Annotated in this window: 22 protein-coding genes and 1 pseudogene; 15 read left to right on the forward strand and 8 right to left on the reverse strand. The window is 71.1% G+C overall.

The window, feature by feature from the left end; genetic code table 11:
• Positions 1 to 8: 8 nt before the first annotated feature.
• Positions 9 to 2,342 carry an ATP-binding protein gene (locus tag QM772_RS11725; RefSeq protein ID WP_415136637.1) on the reverse strand — a complete coding sequence of 778 codons (2,334 nt, stop codon included), beginning with the start codon at positions 2,340 to 2,342 and terminating at the stop codon, positions 9 to 11.
• 189 nt (positions 2,343 to 2,531) lie between these two features.
• Between QM772_RS11725 and QM772_RS11730 the strand changes: the two genes are divergently transcribed.
• The 4 genes from QM772_RS11730 (at position 2,532) to QM772_RS11745 (ending at position 7,468) form a co-directional block, all read left to right on the forward strand.
• Entirely contained in the window at positions 2,532 to 4,028 is a 1,497-nt protein-coding gene (locus QM772_RS11730) for a mechanosensitive ion channel (protein ID WP_415136639.1), read from the forward strand.
• Between the two features lie 53 nt (positions 4,029 to 4,081).
• Positions 4,082 to 4,222 (forward strand): hypothetical protein, encoded by a 141-nt coding sequence (locus QM772_RS11735; protein WP_415136641.1) that lies wholly within the window; start codon positions 4,082 to 4,084, stop codon positions 4,220 to 4,222.
• Between the two features lie 202 nt (positions 4,223 to 4,424).
• Positions 4,425 to 6,299 carry a phosphoenolpyruvate carboxykinase (GTP) gene (locus QM772_RS11740; RefSeq protein ID WP_415136643.1) on the forward strand — a complete coding sequence of 625 codons (1,875 nt, stop codon included), beginning with the start codon at positions 4,425 to 4,427 and terminating at the stop codon, positions 6,297 to 6,299.
• Positions 6,300 to 6,487: 188 nt separating this feature from the next.
• Entirely contained in the window at positions 6,488 to 7,468 is a 981-nt protein-coding gene (locus QM772_RS11745; protein ID WP_415136645.1) for a Bug family tripartite tricarboxylate transporter substrate binding protein, read from the forward strand.
• A 69-nt stretch (positions 7,469 to 7,537) separates the two neighbouring features.
• On the opposite strand, the gene QM772_RS11750 is transcribed toward QM772_RS11745, so the two are convergent.
• Complete coding sequence (locus QM772_RS11750) at positions 7,538 to 7,708, reverse strand: hypothetical protein (RefSeq protein WP_415136647.1); 171 nt, start codon at positions 7,706 to 7,708, stop codon at positions 7,538 to 7,540.
• A 175-nt stretch (positions 7,709 to 7,883) separates the two neighbouring features.
• Between QM772_RS11750 and QM772_RS11755 the strand changes: the two genes are divergently transcribed.
• Together QM772_RS11755 and QM772_RS11760 are read left to right on the forward strand one after the other, a co-directional pair.
• A complete protein-coding gene (locus tag QM772_RS11755) occupies positions 7,884 to 8,708 on the forward strand; it encodes a metallophosphoesterase (protein ID WP_415136649.1) in 825 nt (274 codons plus the stop codon).
• A 73-nt stretch (positions 8,709 to 8,781) separates the two neighbouring features.
• Positions 8,782 to 9,204, forward strand: a complete 423-nt coding sequence (locus QM772_RS11760; protein WP_415136651.1) for a universal stress protein — start codon at positions 8,782 to 8,784, stop codon at positions 9,202 to 9,204.
• Positions 9,205 to 9,448: 244 nt separating this feature from the next.
• On the opposite strand, the gene QM772_RS11765 is transcribed toward QM772_RS11760, so the two are convergent.
• Positions 9,449 to 10,243: an alpha/beta fold hydrolase gene (locus QM772_RS11765; RefSeq protein WP_415136653.1), complete on the reverse strand. Its 795-nt coding sequence runs from the start codon at positions 10,241 to 10,243 to the stop codon at positions 9,449 to 9,451.
• 29 nt (positions 10,244 to 10,272) lie between these two features.
• Here QM772_RS11765 and dbpA point away from each other — a divergent pair, with 29 nt between their 5' ends.
• The 8 genes and pseudogenes from dbpA to QM772_RS11805 all read left to right on the forward strand — a co-directional run bounded on the left by dbpA (position 10,273) and on the right by QM772_RS11805 (position 16,270).
• Positions 10,273 to 11,658, forward strand: coding sequence for an ATP-dependent RNA helicase DbpA (gene dbpA / locus QM772_RS11770; RefSeq protein WP_415136654.1), 1,386 nt, complete (start codon positions 10,273 to 10,275; stop codon positions 11,656 to 11,658).
• On the forward strand, positions 11,655 to 12,410 hold the full coding sequence (locus QM772_RS11775) for an RNA pseudouridine synthase (protein ID WP_415136656.1): 756 nt from the start codon (positions 11,655 to 11,657) through the stop codon (positions 12,408 to 12,410). Before dbpA ends, QM772_RS11775 begins: the two co-directional genes overlap by 4 nt.
• 9 nt (positions 12,411 to 12,419) lie before the next feature.
• On the forward strand, positions 12,420 to 12,818 hold the full coding sequence (arfB, locus tag QM772_RS11780; protein WP_415136658.1) for an alternative ribosome rescue aminoacyl-tRNA hydrolase ArfB: 399 nt from the start codon (positions 12,420 to 12,422) through the stop codon (positions 12,816 to 12,818).
• 564 nt (positions 12,819 to 13,382) lie between these two features.
• Positions 13,383 to 13,889: a hypothetical protein gene (locus QM772_RS11785; RefSeq protein WP_415136660.1), complete on the forward strand. Its 507-nt coding sequence runs from the start codon at positions 13,383 to 13,385 to the stop codon at positions 13,887 to 13,889.
• A 142-nt stretch (positions 13,890 to 14,031) separates the two neighbouring features.
• Positions 14,032 to 14,499, forward strand: a complete 468-nt coding sequence (locus QM772_RS11790) for a hypothetical protein (protein WP_415136662.1) — start codon at positions 14,032 to 14,034, stop codon at positions 14,497 to 14,499.
• Positions 14,500 to 14,523: 24 nt separating this feature from the next.
• Positions 14,524 to 14,775 (forward strand): annotated as a pseudogene (locus tag QM772_RS11795) (ester cyclase); the annotation flags it as partial.
• Positions 14,776 to 14,855: 80 nt separating this feature from the next.
• Positions 14,856 to 15,362, forward strand: a complete 507-nt coding sequence (locus QM772_RS11800; protein WP_415136664.1) for a flavin reductase family protein — start codon at positions 14,856 to 14,858, stop codon at positions 15,360 to 15,362.
• Positions 15,359 to 16,270 carry a DMT family transporter gene (locus tag QM772_RS11805; RefSeq protein WP_415136666.1) on the forward strand — a complete coding sequence of 304 codons (912 nt, stop codon included), beginning with the start codon at positions 15,359 to 15,361 and terminating at the stop codon, positions 16,268 to 16,270. Before QM772_RS11800 ends, QM772_RS11805 begins: the two co-directional genes overlap by 4 nt.
• Here the strand turns inward: QM772_RS11805 and QM772_RS11810 are convergent.
• From QM772_RS11810 to QM772_RS11830, 5 genes are all read right to left on the reverse strand, one after another.
• Complete coding sequence (locus QM772_RS11810) at positions 16,267 to 16,617, reverse strand: copper-binding protein (RefSeq protein ID WP_415136668.1); 351 nt, start codon at positions 16,615 to 16,617, stop codon at positions 16,267 to 16,269. The genes QM772_RS11805 and QM772_RS11810 overlap by 4 nt on opposite strands.
• 74 nt (positions 16,618 to 16,691) lie before the next feature.
• On the reverse strand, positions 16,692 to 18,137 hold the full coding sequence (locus QM772_RS11815; RefSeq protein ID WP_415136670.1) for a multicopper oxidase family protein: 1,446 nt from the start codon (positions 18,135 to 18,137) through the stop codon (positions 16,692 to 16,694).
• Entirely contained in the window at positions 18,121 to 19,530 is a 1,410-nt protein-coding gene (locus QM772_RS11820; protein ID WP_415136672.1) for a TolC family protein, read from the reverse strand. The genes QM772_RS11815 and QM772_RS11820 overlap by 17 nt, the downstream gene beginning before the upstream one ends.
• Positions 19,527 to 19,829, reverse strand: a complete 303-nt coding sequence (locus tag QM772_RS11825) for a hypothetical protein (protein ID WP_415136674.1) — start codon at positions 19,827 to 19,829, stop codon at positions 19,527 to 19,529. Before QM772_RS11825 ends, QM772_RS11820 begins: the two co-directional genes overlap by 4 nt.
• Before the next feature lie 97 nt (positions 19,830 to 19,926).
• Positions 19,927 to 20,310 carry a hypothetical protein gene (locus QM772_RS11830; RefSeq protein ID WP_415136676.1) on the reverse strand — a complete coding sequence of 128 codons (384 nt, stop codon included), beginning with the start codon at positions 20,308 to 20,310 and terminating at the stop codon, positions 19,927 to 19,929.
• Positions 20,311 to 20,386: 76 nt separating this feature from the next.
• On the opposite strand from QM772_RS11830, the gene QM772_RS11835 reads away from it, so the two are divergent.
• Positions 20,387 to 21,352, forward strand: a complete 966-nt coding sequence (locus QM772_RS11835) for a DnaJ C-terminal domain-containing protein (protein ID WP_415136678.1) — start codon at positions 20,387 to 20,389, stop codon at positions 21,350 to 21,352.
• Positions 21,353 to 21,380 lie beyond the last annotated feature (28 nt).

Genomic DNA, 21,380 nt, shown 5'->3' on the forward strand with positions numbered 1-21,380 from the left:
CCAGCGCGTCAGTGCACGAAGCCCATGCTGCGCTGCTCGCGCACCTCGGGCTTGATGCGGTGCTCGGCTTCGAGCTGCTCCAGGAACTCCTCCGCCGTGAACTCGGCCGCCAGGATGTCGGTCTGTCGCTTGACGGCGGCGAAGTCGCCGGGGCAGAGCTGCTCCAGTTTCGCCAGCCGCTGCCGCACCTCGCCGGTCAGCTGCCCGGCGTCGCCGGCCAGGGCCTCGGTGACGAACATCTTCTCGCGCTGCTCGGCCGTGAGCGGCTTGAACCTGATCTTGAAGGTGAAGCGCCGCAGCGCCGCCTGGTCGATGCGGTCGAGCAGGTTGGTGGTGCAGATGAACACGCCGTCGTGGCGCTCCATCTGCTGCAGCATCTCGTTGACCTCGGTCACCTCGTAGCTGCGCTGGGCGCCGCGCCGGTCCAGCAGGAAGCTGTCGGCCTCGTCCAGCAGCAGCACGGCCTTCTCGGCGGCGGCCTCCTTGAACATGGCGGCCATGTTCTGCTCGGTCTCGCCGACGAACTTGCTCACCAGGTCGCTGGCCTGCTTGACGATGAGCGGCTTGTCCATCTGCTGGGCGATGTACTCGCCCAGCGCGGTCTTGCCGGTGCCGGGCGCGCCGTAGAAGCACAGCGCGCCGTGGCCGCGCGCCTTCAGGGCCTCGACGATGCGCGGGATCTCGAAGCGGCTCTCCACGTTCAGCATGCCCAGGTCGTAGGTGGTGACCTGGCGGCGCCCTTTGGCGGCGGCGTCGGGCTGGCGGCCCAGGGCGGCGTCGGAGTTCTTCAGCTGGCGCTCGATCAGCGCCTCGAACGCCTCGCCGCCGGCCGTGTCGCCGGGGTGCGCCAGCTCGGCGAAGCGCACCGCGGTGCGGATCTGCGCCGGCGTCAGGCCCTTGCGCTCGGTCAGCTTGGCGACGAAGGCGTCGCTCACCGCCACGCCGTCCAGCGTGCGGCGCACCAGCTGCTCGCGCGCGCCGGGCGGGGGCGAGGTCAGCTCCAGGTGGTAGGCGAAGCGGCGGCGGAAGGCCGGGTCGATCTGCTCGATGCGGTTGGTGACCCAGATCGTGGGCACCGGGTTGCTCTCCAGGATCTGGTTGACCCACGCCTTGCCGTTGACGCTGTGGCCCACCGCCGCCGTCAGCGCCTGCTGCTCCTGGCGCGCCATCAGGCCGGCGGCGTCCACGCTGATGGGCGGGAACACGTCCTCCACCTCGTCGAACAGCAGCGCCGCCTCCTGCGAGCCCTTCAGGAACACCTGGGCGATCTGCATGGAGCGGTAGCGGTCGCGGCCGGAGAGGCTGTTGCCGTCGCGGTCGGCGTACTCGACCTCGAACAGGTCCAGCCCGGCCTCGCGCGCGACCACCTTGGCCAGCTCGGTCTTGCCGGTGCCGGGCGGGCCGTAGAGCAGCACGTTGACGCCCGCGGCCTTGGTGGCCTGGGCCTTGCGCAGCAGGTTGACGAGCACCTGCACATCGTCGCCGGCGAAGGCGAAGTCGGCCGCCTTCAGCTCGCTCCTGGCGGCCGGGCGGGTGAACACGGCCATCAGCTCGGCGCGGTCGCGGTATTCGCGCATCAGCACGGGCGGCAGTTTCTCGCTGACCTTCATCAGGTCGGCCAGGTCGGTGATGCTGTGCTCGGAGATCAGGTTCTCGACCAGGCCGATGCGCTCCAGCCGGCCGCCGGCGCGCAGCGCCTCGCCCACCTCGGTGGCGCTGACGCCGGCGATGGCGGCAATCGCCGCGTAGGCCTCGGGCGCGTTGTTGACCTTGAACTCCACCAGGATGCTGCGCAGATCGCGCTGGTAGCGCGCCAGCGTGCCATACAGCAGCAGCGCGCGCTCCGCCTTGTTGAGCTGCAACAGGTTCGATAGCGCGTCGATGTTCTTCTCGACCAGCGTGGACTGCTTCTTGAGCGTGTGCGCCAGCCACTGGCCGGTGGCGGCCAGCAGCGCCAGCAGGTCCTTGGGCGAATCCTTGGCGTATTCGTCCAGGTAGAAGAACAGCGTGCCTTCTTCGTAGGGGCCGCGCCAGACGCCGTGCCGCTCCAGGAACTCGGGGTGCGCCAGCTGCTCGTGGCCGCGCCAGAACTCGTTGTCCTTGCAGCGGCGCGCCAGGAACTCGCGCAGGCGCGCCAGCACCGGCTCGGGCCACATCAGGTGGCGCCCGGCCAGCGACATCAGGCCGTTGATGTCGCGCCGCACGTTGAACTTGCCGCCCTGCTGGGCCGCCAGCGTGAGCACGAAGCGCGAGCACATCAGGTCCAGCACGGGCGCGCCGGCCATGCCGGGTGCTGCCAGCATGCCCGCTTGATCAGGGACCGAAACCAACCGCTTCGCCATGGCAATCCTCCGTGAGGGCGCAGCCTGGACTTAGGCTGAGGCTGACCATAACGCAATCGGCGCGGCGGGGGAATACAGCCCGCCGGGGCCGCGCGCGCAACTTTCGCACGCCGGGGCCTTCCGGTTGACGCTGCCGCCGCCCCGATGCGATCATGGGCGCATCGTCCATATGGAGTGAGGAATACCGAGATGAATGGCTGGTCAACGATGTGGGAATCCCTTCAGGGCACGCTGGGCCTGCACATTCCGCAGCTGCTGGGGGCGCTGGCGATCTTCATCGTCGGCTGGTTCGTGGCGGCGCTGGTCAAGGCCGGCGCGCGCAAGGGCTTAAGCGCGCTCAGGCTGAACCAGCGCTTCTCGGGCACCACCGGCAAGCCGGCGGACATCGAGGGCGTGGTGGCGCTGGTGCTGTTCTGGGTGGTGATCCTGCTCACGCTGGCGGCGGTGTTCAACGCGCTTGACCTGGCGCTGGTGTCGGGCTCGTTCGCCGCCCTGACGACCCAGCTGTTCGAATACGCGCCGCGCGTGCTGGGCGCGCTGCTGCTGGCGCTGCTGGCCTGGCTGGTGGCCACGCTGGTGCGCGGGCTGATGCAGAAGGTGCTGGACAAGACCACGCTGGACGAGAAGCTGTCGGAGCACGCCAACATCTCGCCCATCAGCGACAGCCTGTCGAACGCGCTGTTCTGGCTGGTCATCCTGCTGTTCGTGCCGGCCGTGCTGGGCGCGCTGCAAATGGAGGGGCTGCTCTCGCCGCTGCGCGACATGACCACCAAGGCGGTGGACATCCTGCCCAACGTGGTGGCGGCGCTGGTGATCGGCGGCGTCGGCTGGATCGTGGCCACGGTGCTGCGCAACCTGGCCAGCAACCTGCTGCGCACGCTCGGCGCCGACCAGGTCGGCAGCAAGGCCGGGCTGGCCGATGCGGTGCAGCTGTCCAGCCTGGCCGGGCTGCTGGTGTTCATCGTGGTGTTCGTGCCGGCGCTGATCGCCGCGCTGGACGCGCTGCGCATCGACGCCATCTCGCGCCCCGCCACCGACATGCTGGCGCTGCTGATGGATTCGGTGCCGCGCATCGTGGCCGCCGGCCTGATCCTGGCCGTCACCTGGATGGTCGCCACCTTCGCCACGCGCCTGCTGGCGAGCCTGCTGGCCAACGTGGGGCTGGACACGCTGCCGGCCAAGCTGGGCATGGCGCACGCCTTCCAGAAGACGTCGCCCTCCACCCTCGTCGGGCGCATCGCGCTGGCGTTCGCCATGCTGTTCGCCGTGGTCGAGGCGGGCAACCAGCTCGGCTTCGCGCGCTTCTCGGACATGATCAGCACCTTCATCGAGTTCGCCGGCGACGTGCTGCTGGGCTCGGCGATCCTGGTGATCGGCTTCATGCTGGCCAACCTGGCGCACGAGGCCATCACCCGCGCCAGCGGCCAGAGCACCGTGCTGGCCAGGGTGGCGCGCTTCGCCATCCTGGGCATCGTGCTGGCCATGGGCCTGCGCGCCATGGGCATCGCCGACGACATCGTCAACCTGGCCTTCGGGCTGACGCTGGGCGCCATCGCCGTGGCGGTGGCGCTGGCCTTCGGCCTCGGCGGGCGCGAGGCGGCCGGGCGGCTGGCCTCGCGCTGGGTGGACCGGCTGTGCAAGGACAAGCCGGCCGCCCCGCCGCCCGGCCACAAGGACCTGCCCTAAAATCGGGGGTTCGCCCCGATCCGTCACATTTCATTCACATTCGAGAGGCCCCCATGTCCGCGCCAGCCCACGACGAGCCCGAGCACCACCACGACCCGGTCGAGGACGTGACCAAACACATCCCCGTGGTGATCCCGCTGGCCGGCGCGATCCTGATCTTCCTGCTGGCCTTCATCGCCGTGAAGATGGCCTGAGCGGCCTGGTTCGTTTGATGGTAAAAAGTGGCTCCAGCGCTTGCCAGGCAAGCGCGAGCAGCTATAAATACTGAAGCGCGCCGCCGTCCTCGCGGTGCCCCGGCCCCCTCCCAGCACCGTCCGGACAAAAGTCCGCTTTCCCAAGACCCGCCCCAGGTTTTCGGAAAGTCGATTTCCAACATCCGAGACAGGAGACCTGCCGATGAACGCCCCCCTCACCCCCGGGATGATCAAGGACCTGAACGTCCCCGATGACGTGCGCAACGCCAAGCTGATCGCCTGGGTCGGCGACATGGTCGCGCTGTGCAAGCCCGAGCGCGTGCACTGGTGCGACGGCAGCCAGGCCGAGTACGACCGCCTGTGCCAGCAGCTCGTCGACGCCGGCACCTTCAAGAAGCTCAACCCCGCCAGGCGCCCCGGCTCCTTCCTGGCCTGCTCCGACCCGTCGGACGTGGCGCGCGTGGAAGACCGCACCTTCATCTGCTCCGAGAAGCAGGAAGACGCCGGCCCCACCAACAACTGGACCCCGCCGGCCGAGATGCGCGCCAAGCTGGAGCCGCTGTTCGACGGCTGCATGCGCGGGCGCACGATGTACGTCATCCCCTTCAGCATGGGCCCGCTGGGCAGCCCCATCGCCCACATCGGCGTGGAGCTGTCCGACAGCGCCTACGTGGCCGTCAACATGAAGCTGATGACCCGCATGGGGCGCGGCGCCATCCAGGCGCTGGGCGACGACGGCGAGTTCGTGCCCTGCGTGCACAGCGTCGGCGCGCCGCTGGCCGCGGGCGAGCAGGACCAGACCGCCTGGCCCTGCAACCCCACCGTCAAGTACATCGTCCACTACCCCGAGACGCGCGAAATCTGGAGCTACGGCTCCGGCTACGGCGGCAACGCGCTGCTGGGCAAGAAGTGCTTCGCGCTGCGCATCGCCTCCAACATGGGGCGCGACCAGGGCTGGCTGGCCGAGCACATGCTGATCCTGGGCGTGACCAGCCCCGAGGGCCGCAAGTACCACGTCGCCGCCGCCTTCCCCAGCGCCTGCGGCAAGACCAACTTCTCCATGCTGGTGCCGCCGGCCGGCTTCGAGGGCTGGCAGGTCACCACCATCGGCGACGACATCGCCTGGATCAAGCCGCGTGACGGCAAGCTCTACGCCATCAACCCCGAGGCGGGCTACTTCGGCGTCGCCCCCGGCACCAACACGCTGACCAACCCCAACTGCATGGCCAGCCTGAATGAAAACGTGATCTTCACCAACGTCGCCCTCACCGACGACGGCGACGTGTGGTGGGAAGGCATGGAAAAGGACCAGGACATGCCCCGCCACCTGATCGACTGGCAGGGCAAGGACTGGACGCCCGAGGACGCCCAGGCCGGCCGCAAGGCCGCGCACCCCAACGCGCGCTTCACCGTCGCCGCCACCAACAACCCGGCGCTCGACCCGGCCTGGGACGACCCGGCCGGCGTGCCCATCGACGCCTTCATCTTCGGCGGCCGCCGCTCCACCACCGTGCCGCTCGTCACCGAGGCGCGCGACTGGACCGAAGGCGTCTACATGGCCGCCACCATGGGCAGCGAGACCACCGCCGCCGCCTTCGGCGCGCAGGGCGTGGTGCGGCGCGACCCGTTCGCCATGCTGCCCTTCTGCGGCTACAACATGGCCGACTACTTCGGCCACTGGCTGAAGCTGGGCGAGCAGCTGAAGGCCGCCGGCGCCAGGCTGCCCGCCATCTACTGCGTCAACTGGTTCCGCAAGGATGCCGACGGCAAGTTCGTCTGGCCCGGCTACGGCGAGAACATGCGCGTGCTCAAGTGGATCATCGACCGCGCCGAGCACCGCGCGGCCGGCCAGCAGACCATGTTCGGCATTACGCCCACCTACGGCGAGATCAACTGGACCGGCCTGGCCTTCAGCCCCGAGCAGTTCGCCACCGTCACCAGCATCGACAAAAACGCCTGGGCGCAGGAGTTCCACCTGCACGACGAGCTGTTCACCCAGCTCGCCCACGGCCTGCCGCCCGCGCTGACCGCCACCAAGGCCGCGCTGGAGCAGCGGCTGGAAGCGCTGGCGCACTGAGCGCCCGCGCCACACATTGCCGTCATTCCCGCCTGCGCGGGAATGCCTGTGCGCTTCTGAATTTATAGCTGACCACGCTTGATGGGCGGGCGTTGGGGCCGTTATTGGCCAATAATCCACCGGCCCGACCCGCGCGCGGATTCTTTGGCATCATTACGAACCGTCACGATTTTCCGCAGGAGTCCGCCATGTCCCAAGCCCCCCGTTTCGCCCGCCGTGCCTTCACTGCCGGCCTGCTGCTGGCCGCCGCCGGCATCGCCGCCGCCCAGCCAGCGGGCGCGCCGATCCGGCTGCTGGTGGGCTTTCCGGCCGGCGCCGGCTCGGACGCCATCGCGCGCATCCTGGCCGAGAAGCTGAAGGACGAGCTGGGCGCCCCCGTGGTGGTGGAGAACCGCGCCGGCGCCGGCGGCCAGATCGCCGCCCAGGCGCTGAAGGCGGCCGCGCCCGACGGCCATACCCTGTTCCTCACGCACGACCACAGCATCGCCATCCTGCCGCTGGTCACCAAGAACCCCGGCTACGACCCGGCCGCCGACTTCACCCCGGTGGCCGGCTTCGCCACCTTCGCCAACGTGCTGGCCGTCTCGGGCGGCACGCCGGCCAAGACCATGCAGGAGTACGTCAACTGGGTGAAGACCGCCAGGGGCGGGCGCGACACCATCGGCGTGCCGGCGCCGGGCTCGATCCCGGTGTTCCTGGTGCAGCTGGTGGGCAAGAAGTACGGCCTCGACGTGCAGGCCGCGCCCTACCGCGGCAGCGCGCCCATGACGGCCGACATGCTGGGCGGCCAGATCGCCGCCGGCGTGGCCTCGGTGCCGGACTTCATCCAGTACCAGAAGGACGGCAAGGTGCGCATCGTCGCCACCATCGGCGCCAGGCGCGACCCGCTGCTGCCGGCCGTGCCCACCTTCACCGAGCTGGGCTTCGCCAACCTGGGCGACTACCCGTGGTACGGCGTCTTCGCGCCCGCCGGCACGCCGCAGCCGGTGGTGGACCGCTTCGGCGCCGCGCTGCAGAAGGCGCTGGCGCAGCCCGACGTCAAGCGCAAGCTCACCGAACTGGGCCTGAACGTGGCCTACGAGCCGCAGGGCCAGTTCTCCGGCCGCGTGCGCAGCTACACCCGCACCTGGGAAAAGATCATCCAGGACAGCGGCTTCCAGCCGCAGTGACCAAATCGGGCCGCAGCGCTTGCCAGGCAAGCGCTGGCAGCTATTCTTTCAATAGCTGAAGGCGGCGCTTCAGCGCATCACGCCCAGGTAGGACATGGCGGCGTTGCGCAGATCGGCGGCCTGCGCCGGGTCGCGGCCGGCACAGGCGGCGGCGCGCTCCATCAGGCTGGCGGCCACGTTGCCGCGGCGCATCATGACTCTCTGATAGTCCTTGGCGAAAGCGCTCAGGTATTGGGTCAACAGATTCAACATATGCGGTGCGCCGCCCTTGCGGGCCGGCGTTCTCTTGAAATGGCCCCAGGGCCGATGACGCCATTCTAGGCTGAGCCTAGGGTTTACCCCTAGACTCGGCACTCCAATCCCGGCGCCGCGCGGCCGTGGCGTGACAAACTGCCGCCTCCACCGCACACCCGCCATGCACATCCAGCTCCTGTCCGACCTGCACCTGGAAGAAAACCCCGGCTTCCAGCCCAGCCCCGCGCCGGGCGCCGACCTGCTGGTGCTGGCGGGCGACATCGGTTCTTACCAGCGCGGCTCGGCCCTGCCCGGGCTGGGTGACGAGGACTTCGGCCTCGGCCGCTTCGCCCGCTGGCCGGTGCCGGTGCTGGTGGTGCCCGGCAACCACGAGTACGACGGGCTGGACTTCGACGCCGCCCATGCGCGCCTGCGCGCCACCTGCGAGCGCCTGGGCCTGCTGTGGCTGGAGCGCGCCACGCGCGTGATCGGCGGCGTGCGCTTCGTCGGCACCACGCTGTGGGCCGACTTCGACGGCGTGGCCTCGCTGGCGCCCACGCCCGAGGCGCGCCTGCTGGGGCGCGAGAAGGCCTTCCGCGCCGCCAACCATTACCTGCGCTCCGCCGCCACCTTGCGTGACGGTGATCTGTTCTTGGCCCAGCAGATGCGCGAAGAATCCCTGCGCTGCCAGCAATGGCTGCGCGCCGCGCTGGCCGAGCCCTTCGACGGCCCCACCGTCGCCGTCACCCACTTCGCGCCCAGCCTGCGCAGCGCCGACCCGCGCTACGGCCTGACGCCCGGCACCGCCGGTTTCTGCAACGCGCTGGACGACCTGCTGCCGCTGGCCGACCTGTGGCTGCACGGCCACCTGCACTGCGCCATCGACTGGCGCGCCGGCCGCTGCCGCGTGGTCGCCAACCCGCTGGGCTACGCCGGCAAGGGCGAGCAGGCGGCGTTCCGGCCGCACGGCGTGGTGGAAGTGCCCGCTGCCCGCGTCCGGCCTTGACGCGGCTCAAGGTGGCCGGCGGCGCAGCGCCTAGACTCGAAGAGTCCGCAACCCTTTTTCCAAAGGAATCCGCATGAAGATCCTGCTGGCCGTCGATGGCAGCCCGTTCACCAAGAAGATGCTGGCCTACCTGACCACGCACCCCGAGATGTTCGCCGGCGACAACGAGTTCACTGCGCTGTCGGTGCAGGGTGCGCTGCCGCCGCGCGCGCGCGCGGCCGTCGGCAAGGAGGCGGTGGACGCCTACTACGTCGAGGAATCGGCCAAGGTGCTGGAGCCGGTGCTCAAGTTCCTGTCGCGACACGACCTCAAGGCCAAGGGCGCGGCCAAGGTCGGCAACGCCGGCGAGCTGATCGCCAGGACCGCCGACAGCGGCGGCTACGACCTGGTCATGATGGGTTCGCACGGCCACGGCACGCTGGGCAACCTGGTGATGGGCTCGGTCGCCACCAAGGTGCTGGCGCAGTGCAAGACGCCGGTGCTGATGGTGCGCTGAAATGGGCCACCCCCGTGGCTTCACTCGCTGCGCGATGTTGCGCCTCGCCCCTTGAAGGGGGCGCACCCACTGGCCGGGGAGACCCCGGCCACGGGTGCACTGGCATGGCCTGCTCCGCGGCCATTGGGCTCTTTGGGTCGCATGCGATGCGGGCAGTGCGCGGCGCCGCAGGCAGCTAAGTTACATGTCTTTTGGGCCTTCGGCGCGCGTCTGGCGGGCGCTGGCAGCTATCTAATAAATAGCATCAGTGAAGCTGCGCCCGCGTGCCGCGCAGGAACTCCACCAGCAGCTCCCCGAACTCGTCCGGCGCCTCCAGGTGCGGCAGGTGGCCGATGCCCGGCAGCGTGAACAGGCCGCTGCCGCCGATGGCCGTCGCCATCGCCTGCATCGCCTCGGGCGGCGCCACGCGGTCCTGCTCGCCCGCCACCAGCAGCGTGGGCACGTGCAGCCCGGCCAGCGCGGCGCGGCGGTCGAACGCCTGCATCGCCAGCAGCGCCCGCCGCCAGGTGGCCGCAGGCACCTGCGACTGGCACCAGCTCGCCAGTTGCAGCCCCGCCGGCAGCGCGCCCGGGCCGGCCAGGCGCTCCACCAGCGTGCCGGCGATGTCGGCCGGCGCGCGCCCCTCGTCCAGCCAGGCCAGGCATTGCGCAATGTGGCGCGCGTAGGCGTCGCCCGGCAGCACGGCGGCGGCGGTGGCCACCAGCACCAGCTGGCGCACCAGCTCCGGGCGGCGCAATGCCAGCTCCTGCGCCAGCATGCCGCCCAGGCCGTGGCCCACCACCGCCACCGGCGCGCCGCCCGTCACCGGCGCCAGCGACTCGATCAGCGCCGCGCAACCGGCAGCCAGTCCCTTGAAGGCATAGGGCTCCACCGGCGCGCTGCGGCCGTAGCCGGGCAGATCGCAGGCCACGGCACGAAAGCCCAGGCTGGCCAGCACCTCCACCTGCGGCGCGAACGCCCGCCAGCCGCCGCCCGCGCCGTGCAGCAGCAGCACTAAAGGGCCGTGGCCGAGCATGGAGTAGTGGGGGATGAGGGGCATGGGGCATCCTATCTACTTAAGATGAGTCCATGAGCGTTTCCTCGACTTCTTTTTCCGCCCTCCCTCTCTCCGCCCCCGTCCAGGACAACCTGCGCCGCCTCGGCTATCTGGAGATGACGCCCATCCAGGCCGCCAGCCTGCCGGCGGCGCTGCAAGGGCGCGACGTGATCGCGCAGGCCAAGACGGGCAGCGGCAAGACGGCGGCGTTCGCGCTGTCGCTGCTGGCGCGGCTGGACCTGGGCCAGCCGGCGCTGCAGGCGCTGGTGCTGTGCCCCACGCGCGAGCTGGCGGAGCAGGTCACGCTGGAGATCCGCCGGCTGGCGCGGGCCGAGGACAACGTGAAGGTGGTCACCCTGGCCGGCGGCGCGCCGCTGCGCGGGCAGGCCACCAGCCTGGCGCACGGCGCGCACGTGGCGGTGGGCACGCCGGGCCGCGTCATCGACCACCTGGTGCGCGAAACCCTGCGGCTGGACGCGCTGAACACCCTGGTGCTGGACGAGGCCGACCGCATGCTCGACATGGGCTTCGTGGACGACATCAAGAAGATCGCCCGCGGCTGCCCGCGCGACCGGCAGACGCTGCTGTTCTCGGCCACCTACCCCGACGGCATCGCCAGGCTGGCGGCGCAGTTCCTGCGCGATCCGGTCACCGTCAAGGTGCAGGCGCAGCACGGCGCCGACCACATCGAGCAGCGCTGGTACGAGGTGGCGGAGGACGAGCGCCTGCCCGCCGTGGCGCGGCTGCTGGCGCACTTTCGGCCCGCCAGCACGCTGGTGTTCTGCAACACCAAGGCGCGCTGTCGCGCGCTGGCCGAGCTGCTGCGCGCGCAGGGCGTGGCCGCGCTGGCGCTGCACGGCGACCTGGACCAGCGCGAGCGCGACCAGACGCTCATCAAGTTCGCCAACGGCAGCTGCACCGTGCTGGTGGCCACCGACGTGGCCGCGCGCGGGCTGGACGTGGCGGGCCTGGCGGCCGTCATCAACGTCGACGTGCCGGCCGACCCCGAGCAGCACGTGCACCGCATCGGCCGCACCGGCCGCGCCGGGCAGACCGGGCTGGCGCTGTGCCTGGCCGCGCTGGACGAGATGGGCGCCGTGGGCCGCATCGAGCTGCTGCAACGCCGCGCGCCCGCCTGGCACCCGCTGGCCGAGCTGACGCCCGCGCCCGGCGGGCGCCAGTTGCCGGCCATGGCGACGGTGCACATCCAGGCCGGCCGCAAGGACAAGATCCGCCCCGGCGACGTGCTGGGCGCGCTGACGGCCGACCTGGGCTACGCGCGCGAGCAGGTGGGCAGGATCGACATCAACGAGTTCGCCACCTACGTGGCCGTGGCGCGCGACGTGGCGGCCGAAGCCGTGGCGCGCCTGAACGGCGGCCGCATCAAGGGCCGCGGCGTGAAGGCGCGGCTGCTGTGACGGCCAGCGACCCCAGCCCGCCGCCGGAGGGCGAAGGCCAGCGCCTGGCCAAGGCCGTGGCCGCGCTGCTGCCCTGCTCGCGCCGCGAGGCCGAGCAGTACGTCGCCGAAGGCTGGGTGCGGGTGGACGGCGAATGCGTGCGCACGCCGCAGCAGCGCGTGGCGCCCGGCCAGCGCGTCGAGGTGGACCGGCAGGCGCCCGTTCCGTCGCGTTTGCAGCCGGTGCTGCCCGCCACCCTGCTGCTGCACAAGCCGGCGGGGCTGACCACCGCCGCCGCGCTGGCCCTGCTGGCCGAAGCCGCGCGCTGGCCGGGCGACGACTCGGGCATCCGCCCCAGCACCGCGCACCTGCGCGGCCTGCAGGCGCTGCTGCCGCTGCCCGCGCCGGCCAGCGGCCTGTGCGTGTTCAGCCAGTCGCCGGGCGTGCTGCGCAAGCTGACCGAAGACGCGGCCTTCATCGAGCAGGAACTGGTGGCCGAGGTGCAGGGCGACATCGCCCCCGGCGGCCTGGCGCGCCTGCGCCACGGCCTGGCCTGGGCCGGCCGCCCGCTGCCGCCCGCGCACGTGAGCTGGCAGAACGAAACGCGCCTGCGCTTCGCCATGAAAGGCATCGCGCCCGAGCGCGTGGAATGGATGTGCGCGCAGGTGGGGCTGCAACTGCAAGCGCTGCGGCGCATCCGCATCGGCCGCGTGCCCCTGGCGGGGCTGCCGGCCGGGCAGTGGCGCCACCTGGCCGCGGGCGAACGGTTCTAGGGGCAGGACATGGCGCACGAGGTGAAGGAGAGCGAGGTCGAGTTCACCGCCATGCGGGCGCAGGGGCCGGGCGGGCAGAACGTCAACAAGGTGTCCACGGCGGTGCACCTGCGTTTCGACATCCGCGCCTCGTCGCTGCCGGCCGAGGTGAAAGAGCGCCTGCTGGCGCTGCCCGGCCGCCGCGTCACCAAGGAGGGCGTGCTGCTGCTGAAGGCGCAGACCGCCCGCAGCCAGGAGCAGAACCGCGCCCTGGCGCTGGCGCGCCTGCAAGCCATCGTCGCCGAGGCGGCGCAGGTGCCCGAGATTCGCCGCCCCACCAAGCCCACCTACGGCTCCAGGCAGCGCCGCCTGCAAGGCAAGGCCCAGCGCGCGCAGGTGAAGGTGCTGCGGCGGCGGGTGGACGAGTAGGGCCGCGCGGCGGCGTGCGGTCGCAGCATGTAATCGCTCCCAAAAATATAGCTTCTCGCGCTTGACAGTCGGGCGCTAGCGGCCTATTTGGCTTGCAATTCTGGCGGCGCCAGCATCGTACCGCCAGCATGGAAATCAGGGGAATGGGCGTGGCTGCGGAGAAACGATCAGCCAGCACGTGCGGCGAATCGTTGCGCATGCGCTCTAGCAACTTGGGCGGGCGGCTTCTGCTGGCGCCGGCCGCGCCGTGCAGCAGCAGGACCAGCGGGCCGTGGCCGAGCGTGGAGCAGTGGGGGGTGAGGGGCATTGGGGCATCGTAGAAGATGCGGATGTCTGCGCCGTGCGGAAAGCATGCAACCAGCGACCCCCGAAGCGCCTTGAAAAAACAAGACAGCACCCCCGGCCTAGTCCTGTGCGGAGGTGAAGACTTGGTGCTTTCTGGCTGCGTAAGTCGGAAGGGCTGTGATCCCTACCCGTCTCATGCGAATGGCGTTTATAGTGAATTACGTCCAGTTCGGCTCAAGTAGGATGGAGCGATCTAAGACCTTGTAGTAACACCAACACATGCTTCGCACCATCGGCTTCGTCGGTATCGTCTTGCTTGCAATGCTGGACACCCTTGTGCTGTACGTCGCCGTTTCCGAAAAGAAGTGGGGCGGCATTGCCGTCGGTCTGCTTTTTGCTGGCCTTCTTATGTTCTTCGCCAGGGTTCTTTGGCTTGGCGCCAAAGCAGCCCGCGACCCGGCCTCCGCACCACCGTTGGCCGCGGGGTGGGACGGCCAACCCCTCAGCGTCTTCTTTCGCGAGCAGGTTTCCAAGTCCCTTGAAGGGCGTGTTCTCATTGTTGGCTCCATCGCTTCGCTTCTTACTGCGGCGGCATCAGTGTTCTGGCCGAGCATCCTTCCTTACCAGCGAACGCCAGAGGCAGTGGCCGTCTTGTTTGCCATGTGGCCAGTGTTGGCGTTTGTGGCTTACGTCCGTATCTGCGGCCCCAACTACGCGTCAAGCGCAATCAAGTTCATCGCGATGGTGGCCGTCGTTGCAGCCCCATTCGCATTGGCAGCAAGATGAGGCTTCACCTTCGCTGGAGCCGACAAATACCGGGGATAGACGGCAGTCAAATAAAAATTTCCCCAAAGCAACTCGCACTCAGCGAAAACGCAGCCAACCATACGTTTAGCTTGACGGCCTCGGGCCTCACCCAACAACCATCGTGACACCCCGTCGAATCGCTGCGCTGCTCGCACTCGCTGCCGCGGTCGGGCTGTGGTACGCGGCAGAAATTCTGTTCCGCGGCCCCCCCCTGAGCCCGGTGGTGCGCTTGATCTCACTCATCACCGGTCTCCTGGCCCTGGTGGTGTTCGTCTTCAACCTCGGTGCTGACACACGCTACTACAGGCGTTTCGGCCTCCTGTCGGAGCGGCAGGGTAGTACCGGGTTCGGCACGTTCGGGCTGCTCCTCTTCGGGGCCCTTTTCATCTTCATCGCCATCAAAGGGCTGCGCACCGGCCGCATGGCTACCCTTTGGCCCGGTGGTCCCGAATTCGTCTTCGCCCAGGCGCCGGTGGGCTTCGTGTTGGCGTTCGCTGTATATGCCGCAGCCGGATGCGCTCTTGTCTGGCTGGCCTGGAAGGTCCACCGCTACGTGCGCTCGCAATACGGCTCCGGCGACAAGACCTGAGGCTTCGCTCAAGCCGATGGAGAATCTGGGATGCGCGCAGAAAGCAAATCGCTCGTCCGCGCTTTCGTCGATGCCATCAATGCAACGGACTGGGTTCGCCTGCGCTCCGTTCTTGCGCCCGACTTCCGGCGTCACAGCGTCGCTGCTGGATCGGGCAAGGTGCTGGAGGCCACGTACCTGGCGATCTACCGCATCGAGAATGGGCGCATCGCCGAGGCGTGGGCCGAGTGGGACAACCTGGCCGGGCTCAGGCAGTTGAGGCACGGCGCGGCCTGACTGTTCGCGCGCACGCTTGCTTCGTCGCATATCGCCCTGCCCGCGCTGGGCTCGGCAACCGATGGCTATGATTCAGCCGCATGCCTGATCCTCAAGCCGCCGCGCCGGCCTTTTCCCTGACCGAGTTCCGCGCCGCGCTCGGCATGTTCGCCACCGGGGTGGCCATCGTCACGGCGCGCGCGCCGGACGGCGCGCCGGTGGGGCTGACGGTGAATTCCTTCGCCTCGGTCTCGCTGGTGCCGCCGCTGGTGTCGTGGAACCTGGCGCTTAACTCCACTTCGCTGCCGGTGTTCCAGGCCGGCACGCACTACGCCATCAACGTGCTGGGCGCCGCTCAGCAGGACCTGGCGCTGCGCTTCGCGGCGCCGCGCGTGGAGCGCTGGGCCGGCGTGGCCTGGCGGCCGGGCATGGCGGGCGCGCCGCTGCTGGCCGGCGCGGTGGCGCACTTCGAGTGCGAAAGCCTGGCCCTGCACGAGGCGGGCGACCACGTGATCTTCATCGGCCGGGTGGAGCATTGCGACCACCGCGCGGGCGCGGCGCCGCTGCTGTTCCATGGCGGGCGCTTCTATACCGAAACGGCGCTGTGACCGAACGCAAGGCTCATTTGGACGGCCGGGCCGTCAGCGTGCTGCTGGCCTGCTGCCTGTTCTGGGGCGCGCAGCAGGTGCTGGTGAAGGCCACGCTGCCGGAGCTGCCGCCGGTGTTCCAGGCGGGGCTGCGCTTCGCCGGCGCGGTGGTATTGCTGCTGCTGTGGTGCCGCTGGCGCGGCATCGCGCTGTGGGCGCGCGACGGCACGCTGGGCGCGGGGCTGCTGGCGGGCGCGCTGTTCGCGGCCGAGTTCGCGGCCATGTACCTGGGCTTGCAGCACACCACGGCCTCGCGGCTGACGGTGTTTCTCTACACCTCGCCGTTCTGGGTGGCGGTGCTGCTGCCGCTGTTCGTGCCGACCGAGCGGCTGCGCGCGGTGCAGTGGGCGGGGCTGGCCTGCGCGTTCGCGGCGGTGGTGTTCGCGCTGAGCGGCGGCTTCGCGCAGGGCGCCGGCAACACCTGGCGCGGTGATCTGCTGGCCCTGCTGGCCGGCGCGCTGTGGGGGCTGACGACGGTGACGATCCGCGCCACGCGCCTCGGCGCCGCGTCGCCGGAGAAGCTGCTGTTCTACCAGGTGGCCGTCAGCGCGGCGACGCTGCCCGCGCTGTCGCTGGCCCTGGGCGAAACCTGGGTGTGGCGGTGGAGCGCGTTCGCCGCCACCTCGATGGCCTTGCAGACGGTGGTGGGCGCGTTCGCCAGCTACCTGGCGTGGATGTGGCTGCTGGCGCACTACCCGGCCACGCGCATCTCGGCCTTCGTGTTCCTCACGCCGCTGTTCGCGCTGCTGGCGGGCGCGCTGTGGCTGCGCGAGCCGGTCACGCCCAGCCTGGTGGCCGCGCTGGCGCTGGTGGCGGTGGGCATCGTGCTGGTGAACCGGCGCGCGCCGGCGCCCAAAGCCCAGGCTTAGGGCGACTTCTCCAGCGCGGTGATGGCGAGCTGCCCGCCGCCGGCATCGACGGCGGTGAAGCGCACTTTGTCGCCCACCTTCAGGCCTTGCAGCAGCGCCGGGTCGCGCAGGCTGAAGGCCATGGTCATGGGCGGCATGTTCAGGTTGGGGATGTCGCCGTGGCGCAGGGTCACACGGGCGTTGGCGGCGTCGATGCGGCGCACTTCGCCCTGCACCCACGCGGCCGCTTCGGCGGCGACGGGTGCCGAGGCGGGCGCGGCGCCGTGGGCGGCGTGGTGCTGCGCCAGGGCGGGCACGGCGGCAGCAAGTGCCAGGGCGGCGACCAGGTCCAGGCTTCGGGTCTTCATGGCGGTTTCAAGCAAAAAGTGCCCCCAGCGCTTGTGTGGCAAGCGCTGGCAGCTATCAAAAAAAGAGTATTCCATCAATGCCCCGCGTGGCCGTGCCCGCCCGCGCGGCGCACGCGCACCTCGGCGGGGGGCTCGTCGCCGGCGCGCGGCATGGCACTGCCGCCGGCGGCGGACTGGCGCGCGGGTTCGGGCACGGGCGCGCCGACCTCGTGCGCGACGGTGCCGGGCGGGTGCGCGTACCAGCCCGGGTCGCGGTAGTCGCCGTGCGGCTGGTCGCGGCGCACCTTCAGCACGCTGAACATGCCGCCCATGCCGACGGCGCCGAACGGGCCCTGGCCGGCCATCATGGGCGCGGTGTTGTCGGGCAGGGGCATGGCCATCCCGGTCATGTCGGCCATGCCGCGCTCGCCCATCACCATGTAGTCGGGGATCAGGCGCGCCATCTTCGCGGCGATGCCGCGGTGGTCGACGCCGATCATGGTGGGCACGTCGTGGCCCATGGCGTTCATGGTGTGGTGGCTCTTGTGGCAGTGCAGCGCCCAGTCGCCTTCCTCGTCGGCAATGAACTCGATGGCGCGCATCTGGCCGACGCCGACGTCCACCGTCACCTCGGGCCAGCGGCCGGCGGGGGGCGTCCAGCCGCCGTCGGTGCCGGCGACGACGAACTCGTGCCCGTGCACGTGGATCGGGTGGTTGGTCATGGTGAGGTTGCCGACGCGGATGCGCACGCGGTCGCCGCGCCGCACGTTCAGGCTGTCGATGCCGGGGAAGATGCGCGAATTCCACGCCCACAGGTTGAAGTCCGTCATCGTCATGATGCGCGGCGTGGCGCTGCCGGGGTCGATGTCGAAGGCGTTCAGCAGAAAGCAGAAGTCGCGCTGCGCCGGCTGGTAGCCGGGCGTGCGGTTCGGCTCGCGCGGGTGGGTGATCCACAGGCCCATGAGGCCCATGGCGAGCTGCGCCATCTCGTCGGCGTGCGGGTGGTACATGAAGGTGCCGGGCCGGCGCGCGCTGAACTCGTAGACGAAGGTCTTGCCGGGCTCGATGGGCGGCTGCGTCAGCCCGGCCACGCCGTCCATGCCGTTGGGCAGGCGCTGGCCGTGCCAGTGCACGCTGGTGTGCTCGGGCAGGCGGTTGGTGACGAACACGCGCACGCGGTCGCCCTCGACCACCTCGATGGTGGGGCCGGGCGACTGGCCGTTGTAGCCCCACAGGTGGGCCTTGAAGCCGGGCGCCATCTCGCGCACCACGGGCTCGGCGACCAGGTGGAACTCCTTGACGCCGGCGTTCATGCGCCAGGGCAGCGTCCAGCCGTTGAGGGTGACCACCGGGTTGTACGGCCGCCCCGTGGGCGGCTGCCAGGGCGGCGCGGTGGCGGGCGTGTGCTGCGACACCGGCTCGGGCACGGCGGCCAGCGCGGCGCGGCCGACCGTCGCGGCCGCCACGGCCGTGGACGAAATCGCCGCCCGGCGCAGGAAGGACCGGCGCGAGGCGCTATCGAAATCAGTGCGCTTGGGCATCGCTGCCTCCTGCAAGGGCGGGCGCGGCGCCCGCGGGGTTGGGGGTGAGCGGGCGGCCGACCAGGGCGGCCTGCAAGGCGGCGTCGGCCAGCCAGAACCGCTGCTGCGCGTCGAGGGCGGCGATGACGCTCCGCACCTGCTCGCGCGCGTCCTGCAACAGCTCGAACACGCCGATCAGCATGGCGTTGTAGCGCAGCAGGTTCTCCTCCTGCATCAGGCGGCGCAGCGGCACCACCTCGTCCTGCCAGTGGCGCGCCACGTCCCAGGCGCCGCGGTAGGCGGCGTAGCCCTCGCGCAGCTCGGACTCGGCGGCGCGGCGCGCGGCCTCCAGCGCGTGGGCGGCGGCCAGGGTCTGGGCGGTCATGGCGTCGCGCCGGGCGCCGCCCCAGTCGAACAGGGGCAGGCGTAGGCCCAACTCCCAGCCGCGCGGGGACTGGCGCGCGCCGTGGCCCCAGGTGGTGTCGCTGCGCGCGGCCAGCTCGGCGTCGATCACGCTGGCCACGCGCTCCAGGCCCTGGGCGCGCGCGGCGCTGTCGTAGCGCGCGCGGGCCTGGCGCAGGTCGAGGCGGGTGTCGGGGGCGGCCGCGCCGACGGCGGCGGGCGCCAACGGCTCGGCGGGCAGATCGGGCAGGCGCTCGGGCAGCGCCAGGCGCGCGGCCTGGGCGCCGGTCAGGCCGAGCAGGCGCACCAACTGCTCGCGGGCGGCCAGCTCGGCCTGCTGCGCCAGCGCCAGCTGGGTGGTGGCGTCGGCGTAGAAAAGCTGCTGTCGCGCGCGGGTAAGGCGGTTCCAGTTGCCCACGGCCTGCATGCGGCGCGCCAGCTCGGCGCTGACCTCGGCGCTGTCGGCCACCTGGCGCGCATAGGCCAGGCCCTGCCGCGCCGCCACCGCGCGCACCCAGGCCTGGCGCGCCTGCGTGACCTGGTCCACCACGCCGGCGGTGAGCTGCAACCGCGCGGCGGCCACGCGCTGGTCGGCCAGCGCCGCGCGCGCGGGCAGCGTCAGCAGCTCGAACAGGCCGAAGGAGAGCGTGCGGGCGATCTCCAGCTCGCCGCCGCCGTGCAGGCGCTCGAAGCTCAGCACCGGGTTGGCCAGCCGCGCCTGCTGCGCCGCGCCAGCGGCGTCGGCCCAGTGCTGCGCCAGCCTGGCCTGCACGGCGGGGCTGTTCAGCAGCGCCAACTGCACCGCCTCGGCTTGGCCGAGCGGCGCGGCCAGCAGGCGGTCGGCGGCGGCCAGCTGGCGGGCGCGCTGCTCCTCGGTGCGCGCCAGGGCGAGCTGGCCGCCGGTGAAGGCGGCGGCGTCCTGGTTGACGGCGGCGACGTGCCGGTCCACGTCCACGGTGGCGCAGCCGGCCAGCGCCAGCAGGGCCACCAGCGCGGCGATGCGCGGGCTCATCGCGCGCCTCCGTGGTCGTGGTGGTGATCGTGGGCCGGAGCAGATTCGGGCTGGGCGGCCTGCGCCTCGCGCGCATAGGCGCGCCAGCCGCCGATGCGGCCCACGGTGTCGTTGGCCTGGCGCCAGCCGGTGGCCGGCGGCTCGGCATAGGCGCGGTAGCCTTCGAAGGCCGAGCGCTCTGCGGGCGGTGCCGCGGCCGGTGCGCTGGCGGGCGCGGCCGGCGGCTGCTGCGCGCCCGCGCCGACGCACAAGGCCCACAACAGGCCGGCCTGCATGGCGTGCAATGGATGGAATGACATGAAACACCCTCTGCGGAACATTGAAACTGCGGCACGCGCCCAGCGTGCAGGCGCGTGCGAACCTCGCGGCCCATCACGGGGGCCGCGCGCGGGGTGTTCAGCCTCGGGGGGGTTTGTCCAGGCCGGCCAGGTCGGCCGAGCGGAGCAGGGCGGCTGTCCAGACCTGCACAGGGCCAGCGGCCGGCGACGCCAGCGCCAGGGGCGCCACGGGCGCCGTCATGGCGGCGCCGGCGCAGCAGGGCGGCGGCTTGAGCTGGCCGGGCACCTTGTCGCCGGCATGGGCGTGGTCGTGGCCAGCCTCGGCATGGTGGTGCGCCTGCGTGTCGTGCTGCGCCGCATGCCCGTGGTGCGCCTCGGCCGCCGCCGCCGGCGCGCCGGACGGGCAGCAGGCGGTCACGCCCAGCGCGGCCAGCCCCTTGAGGGGCAGCGCGGCCAGCAGCAGGAAGGCAAGCCAGAGACGCCAGCGGGCATGCGACACCATGGTGGGTCGGTTATAGCATGGGGCACCGGCCGCATGGCTTGCAAACAGGCCAGGCGCCGTCATCTGAAAGCACATCATGGAGTTCAAGGACTACTACCAGATCCTGGGTGTGGAGAAGTCCGCCACCCAGGACGACATCCGCAAGGCCTACCGCAAGCTGGCCCGCAAGTACCACCCGGACGTCAGCAAGGAAGCCGACGCCGCCCAGCGCATGGCCGAGGTCAACGAGGCCAACACGGTGCTGGGCGACCCCGAGAAGCGCGCCGCCTACGACACCGTGGGCGCGCAGGCCTGGGCGGCCGGCGCGCGCTCGGGCGACGACGTGCGGCCGCCGCCGGGCTGGAACGCCGGCTATGAATGGGGCGATGCCGGCGCGCCGGGCGCGAGCGGCGGCGTGCATGGCGGCGAAGGCGGCTTCAGCGAGTTCTTCGAGCAGATGTTCGGCCGCGCCCGGGCCGGTGGCGCGCAGGCGCGGATGCGCGGCGAGGACCACCACGCCCGCATCGAGCTGGCGCTGATCGACGCCTACCGCGGCGCCGAGCGCGCCATCACCCTGCGCGGCGCCCGGCTGGACGGCGAGGGCCGCGTGGTGCCCGAGGAGCGCACCCTCCAGGTCAAGATCCCGCAGGGCGTGAAAGAGGGCCAGATGATCCGCCTGGCCGGCCAGGGCAGCCCCGGCTTCAACGGCGGCCCGGCGGGCGACCTGCTGCTGGAGGTGCACTTCCGGCCCGACACGCGCTGGCGCATCGACGGCCGCGACGTGACGCAGAAGCTGCGCGTGGCACCCTGGGAAGCGGCCCTGGGCGCCGGCGTGCAGGTCGATACGCCGGACGGCAAGGCGGTGGAAGTGACCGTGCCGGCCGGCTCCGGCGGCGGCCGCCGGCTGCGGCTGAAGGGGCGCGGCATCCCGTCCAGCGCCACGCCGGGCGATTTGTACCTGGAGCTGGAGATCGCCGTGCCTGGCGCCGTGACGCCCGGGCAGCAGGCCGCCTGGCAGGCGCTGGCCGGCAGCTACCCGGGGTTCGACCCCCGGCGGGCCTAGGAGCAATACTGTTCATCTAAAATCAATT

The sequence above is a fragment of the Ottowia sp. genome, assembly GCF_047601385.1.
Classification (GTDB): domain Bacteria; phylum Pseudomonadota; class Gammaproteobacteria; order Burkholderiales; family Burkholderiaceae_C; genus Ottowia.

Bases quoted from the DNA above. Each gene is read 5' to 3' on its own strand.
- QM772_RS11815 (WP_415136670.1), bottom strand. From the start codon at position 18,137: ATGCCCAAGCGCACTGATTTCGATAGCGCCTCGCGCCGGTCCTTCCTG.
- QM772_RS11785 (WP_415136660.1), top strand. From the start codon at position 13,383: ATGCTTCGCACCATCGGCTTCGTCGGTATCGTCTTGCTTGCAATGCTG.
- dbpA (WP_415136654.1), top strand. From the start codon at position 10,273: ATGAGCGTTTCCTCGACTTCTTTTTCCGCCCTCCCTCTCTCCGCCCCC.
- QM772_RS11765 (WP_415136653.1), bottom strand. From the start codon at position 10,243: ATGCCCCTCATCCCCCACTACTCCATGCTCGGCCACGGCCCTTTAGTG.
- QM772_RS11725 (WP_415136637.1), bottom strand. From the start codon at position 2,342: ATGGCGAAGCGGTTGGTTTCGGTCCCTGATCAAGCGGGCATGCTGGCA.
- QM772_RS11755 (WP_415136649.1), top strand. From the start codon at position 7,884: ATGCACATCCAGCTCCTGTCCGACCTGCACCTGGAAGAAAACCCCGGC.
- QM772_RS11810 (WP_415136668.1), bottom strand. From the start codon at position 16,617: ATGAAGACCCGAAGCCTGGACCTGGTCGCCGCCCTGGCACTTGCTGCC.
- QM772_RS11730 (WP_415136639.1), top strand. From the start codon at position 2,532: ATGAATGGCTGGTCAACGATGTGGGAATCCCTTCAGGGCACGCTGGGC.
- QM772_RS11740 (WP_415136643.1), top strand. From the start codon at position 4,425: ATGAACGCCCCCCTCACCCCCGGGATGATCAAGGACCTGAACGTCCCC.
- QM772_RS11830 (WP_415136676.1), bottom strand. From the start codon at position 20,310: ATGGTGTCGCATGCCCGCTGGCGTCTCTGGCTTGCCTTCCTGCTGCTG.
- QM772_RS11760 (WP_415136651.1), top strand. From the start codon at position 8,782: ATGAAGATCCTGCTGGCCGTCGATGGCAGCCCGTTCACCAAGAAGATG.
- QM772_RS11745 (WP_415136645.1), top strand. From the start codon at position 6,488: ATGTCCCAAGCCCCCCGTTTCGCCCGCCGTGCCTTCACTGCCGGCCTG.
- QM772_RS11800 (WP_415136664.1), top strand. From the start codon at position 14,856: ATGCCTGATCCTCAAGCCGCCGCGCCGGCCTTTTCCCTGACCGAGTTC.
- arfB (WP_415136658.1), top strand. From the start codon at position 12,420: ATGGCGCACGAGGTGAAGGAGAGCGAGGTCGAGTTCACCGCCATGCGG.
- QM772_RS11835 (WP_415136678.1), top strand. From the start codon at position 20,387: ATGGAGTTCAAGGACTACTACCAGATCCTGGGTGTGGAGAAGTCCGCC.
- QM772_RS11735 (WP_415136641.1), top strand. From the start codon at position 4,082: ATGTCCGCGCCAGCCCACGACGAGCCCGAGCACCACCACGACCCGGTC.
- QM772_RS11820 (WP_415136672.1), bottom strand. From the start codon at position 19,530: ATGAGCCCGCGCATCGCCGCGCTGGTGGCCCTGCTGGCGCTGGCCGGC.
- QM772_RS11825 (WP_415136674.1), bottom strand. From the start codon at position 19,829: ATGTCATTCCATCCATTGCACGCCATGCAGGCCGGCCTGTTGTGGGCC.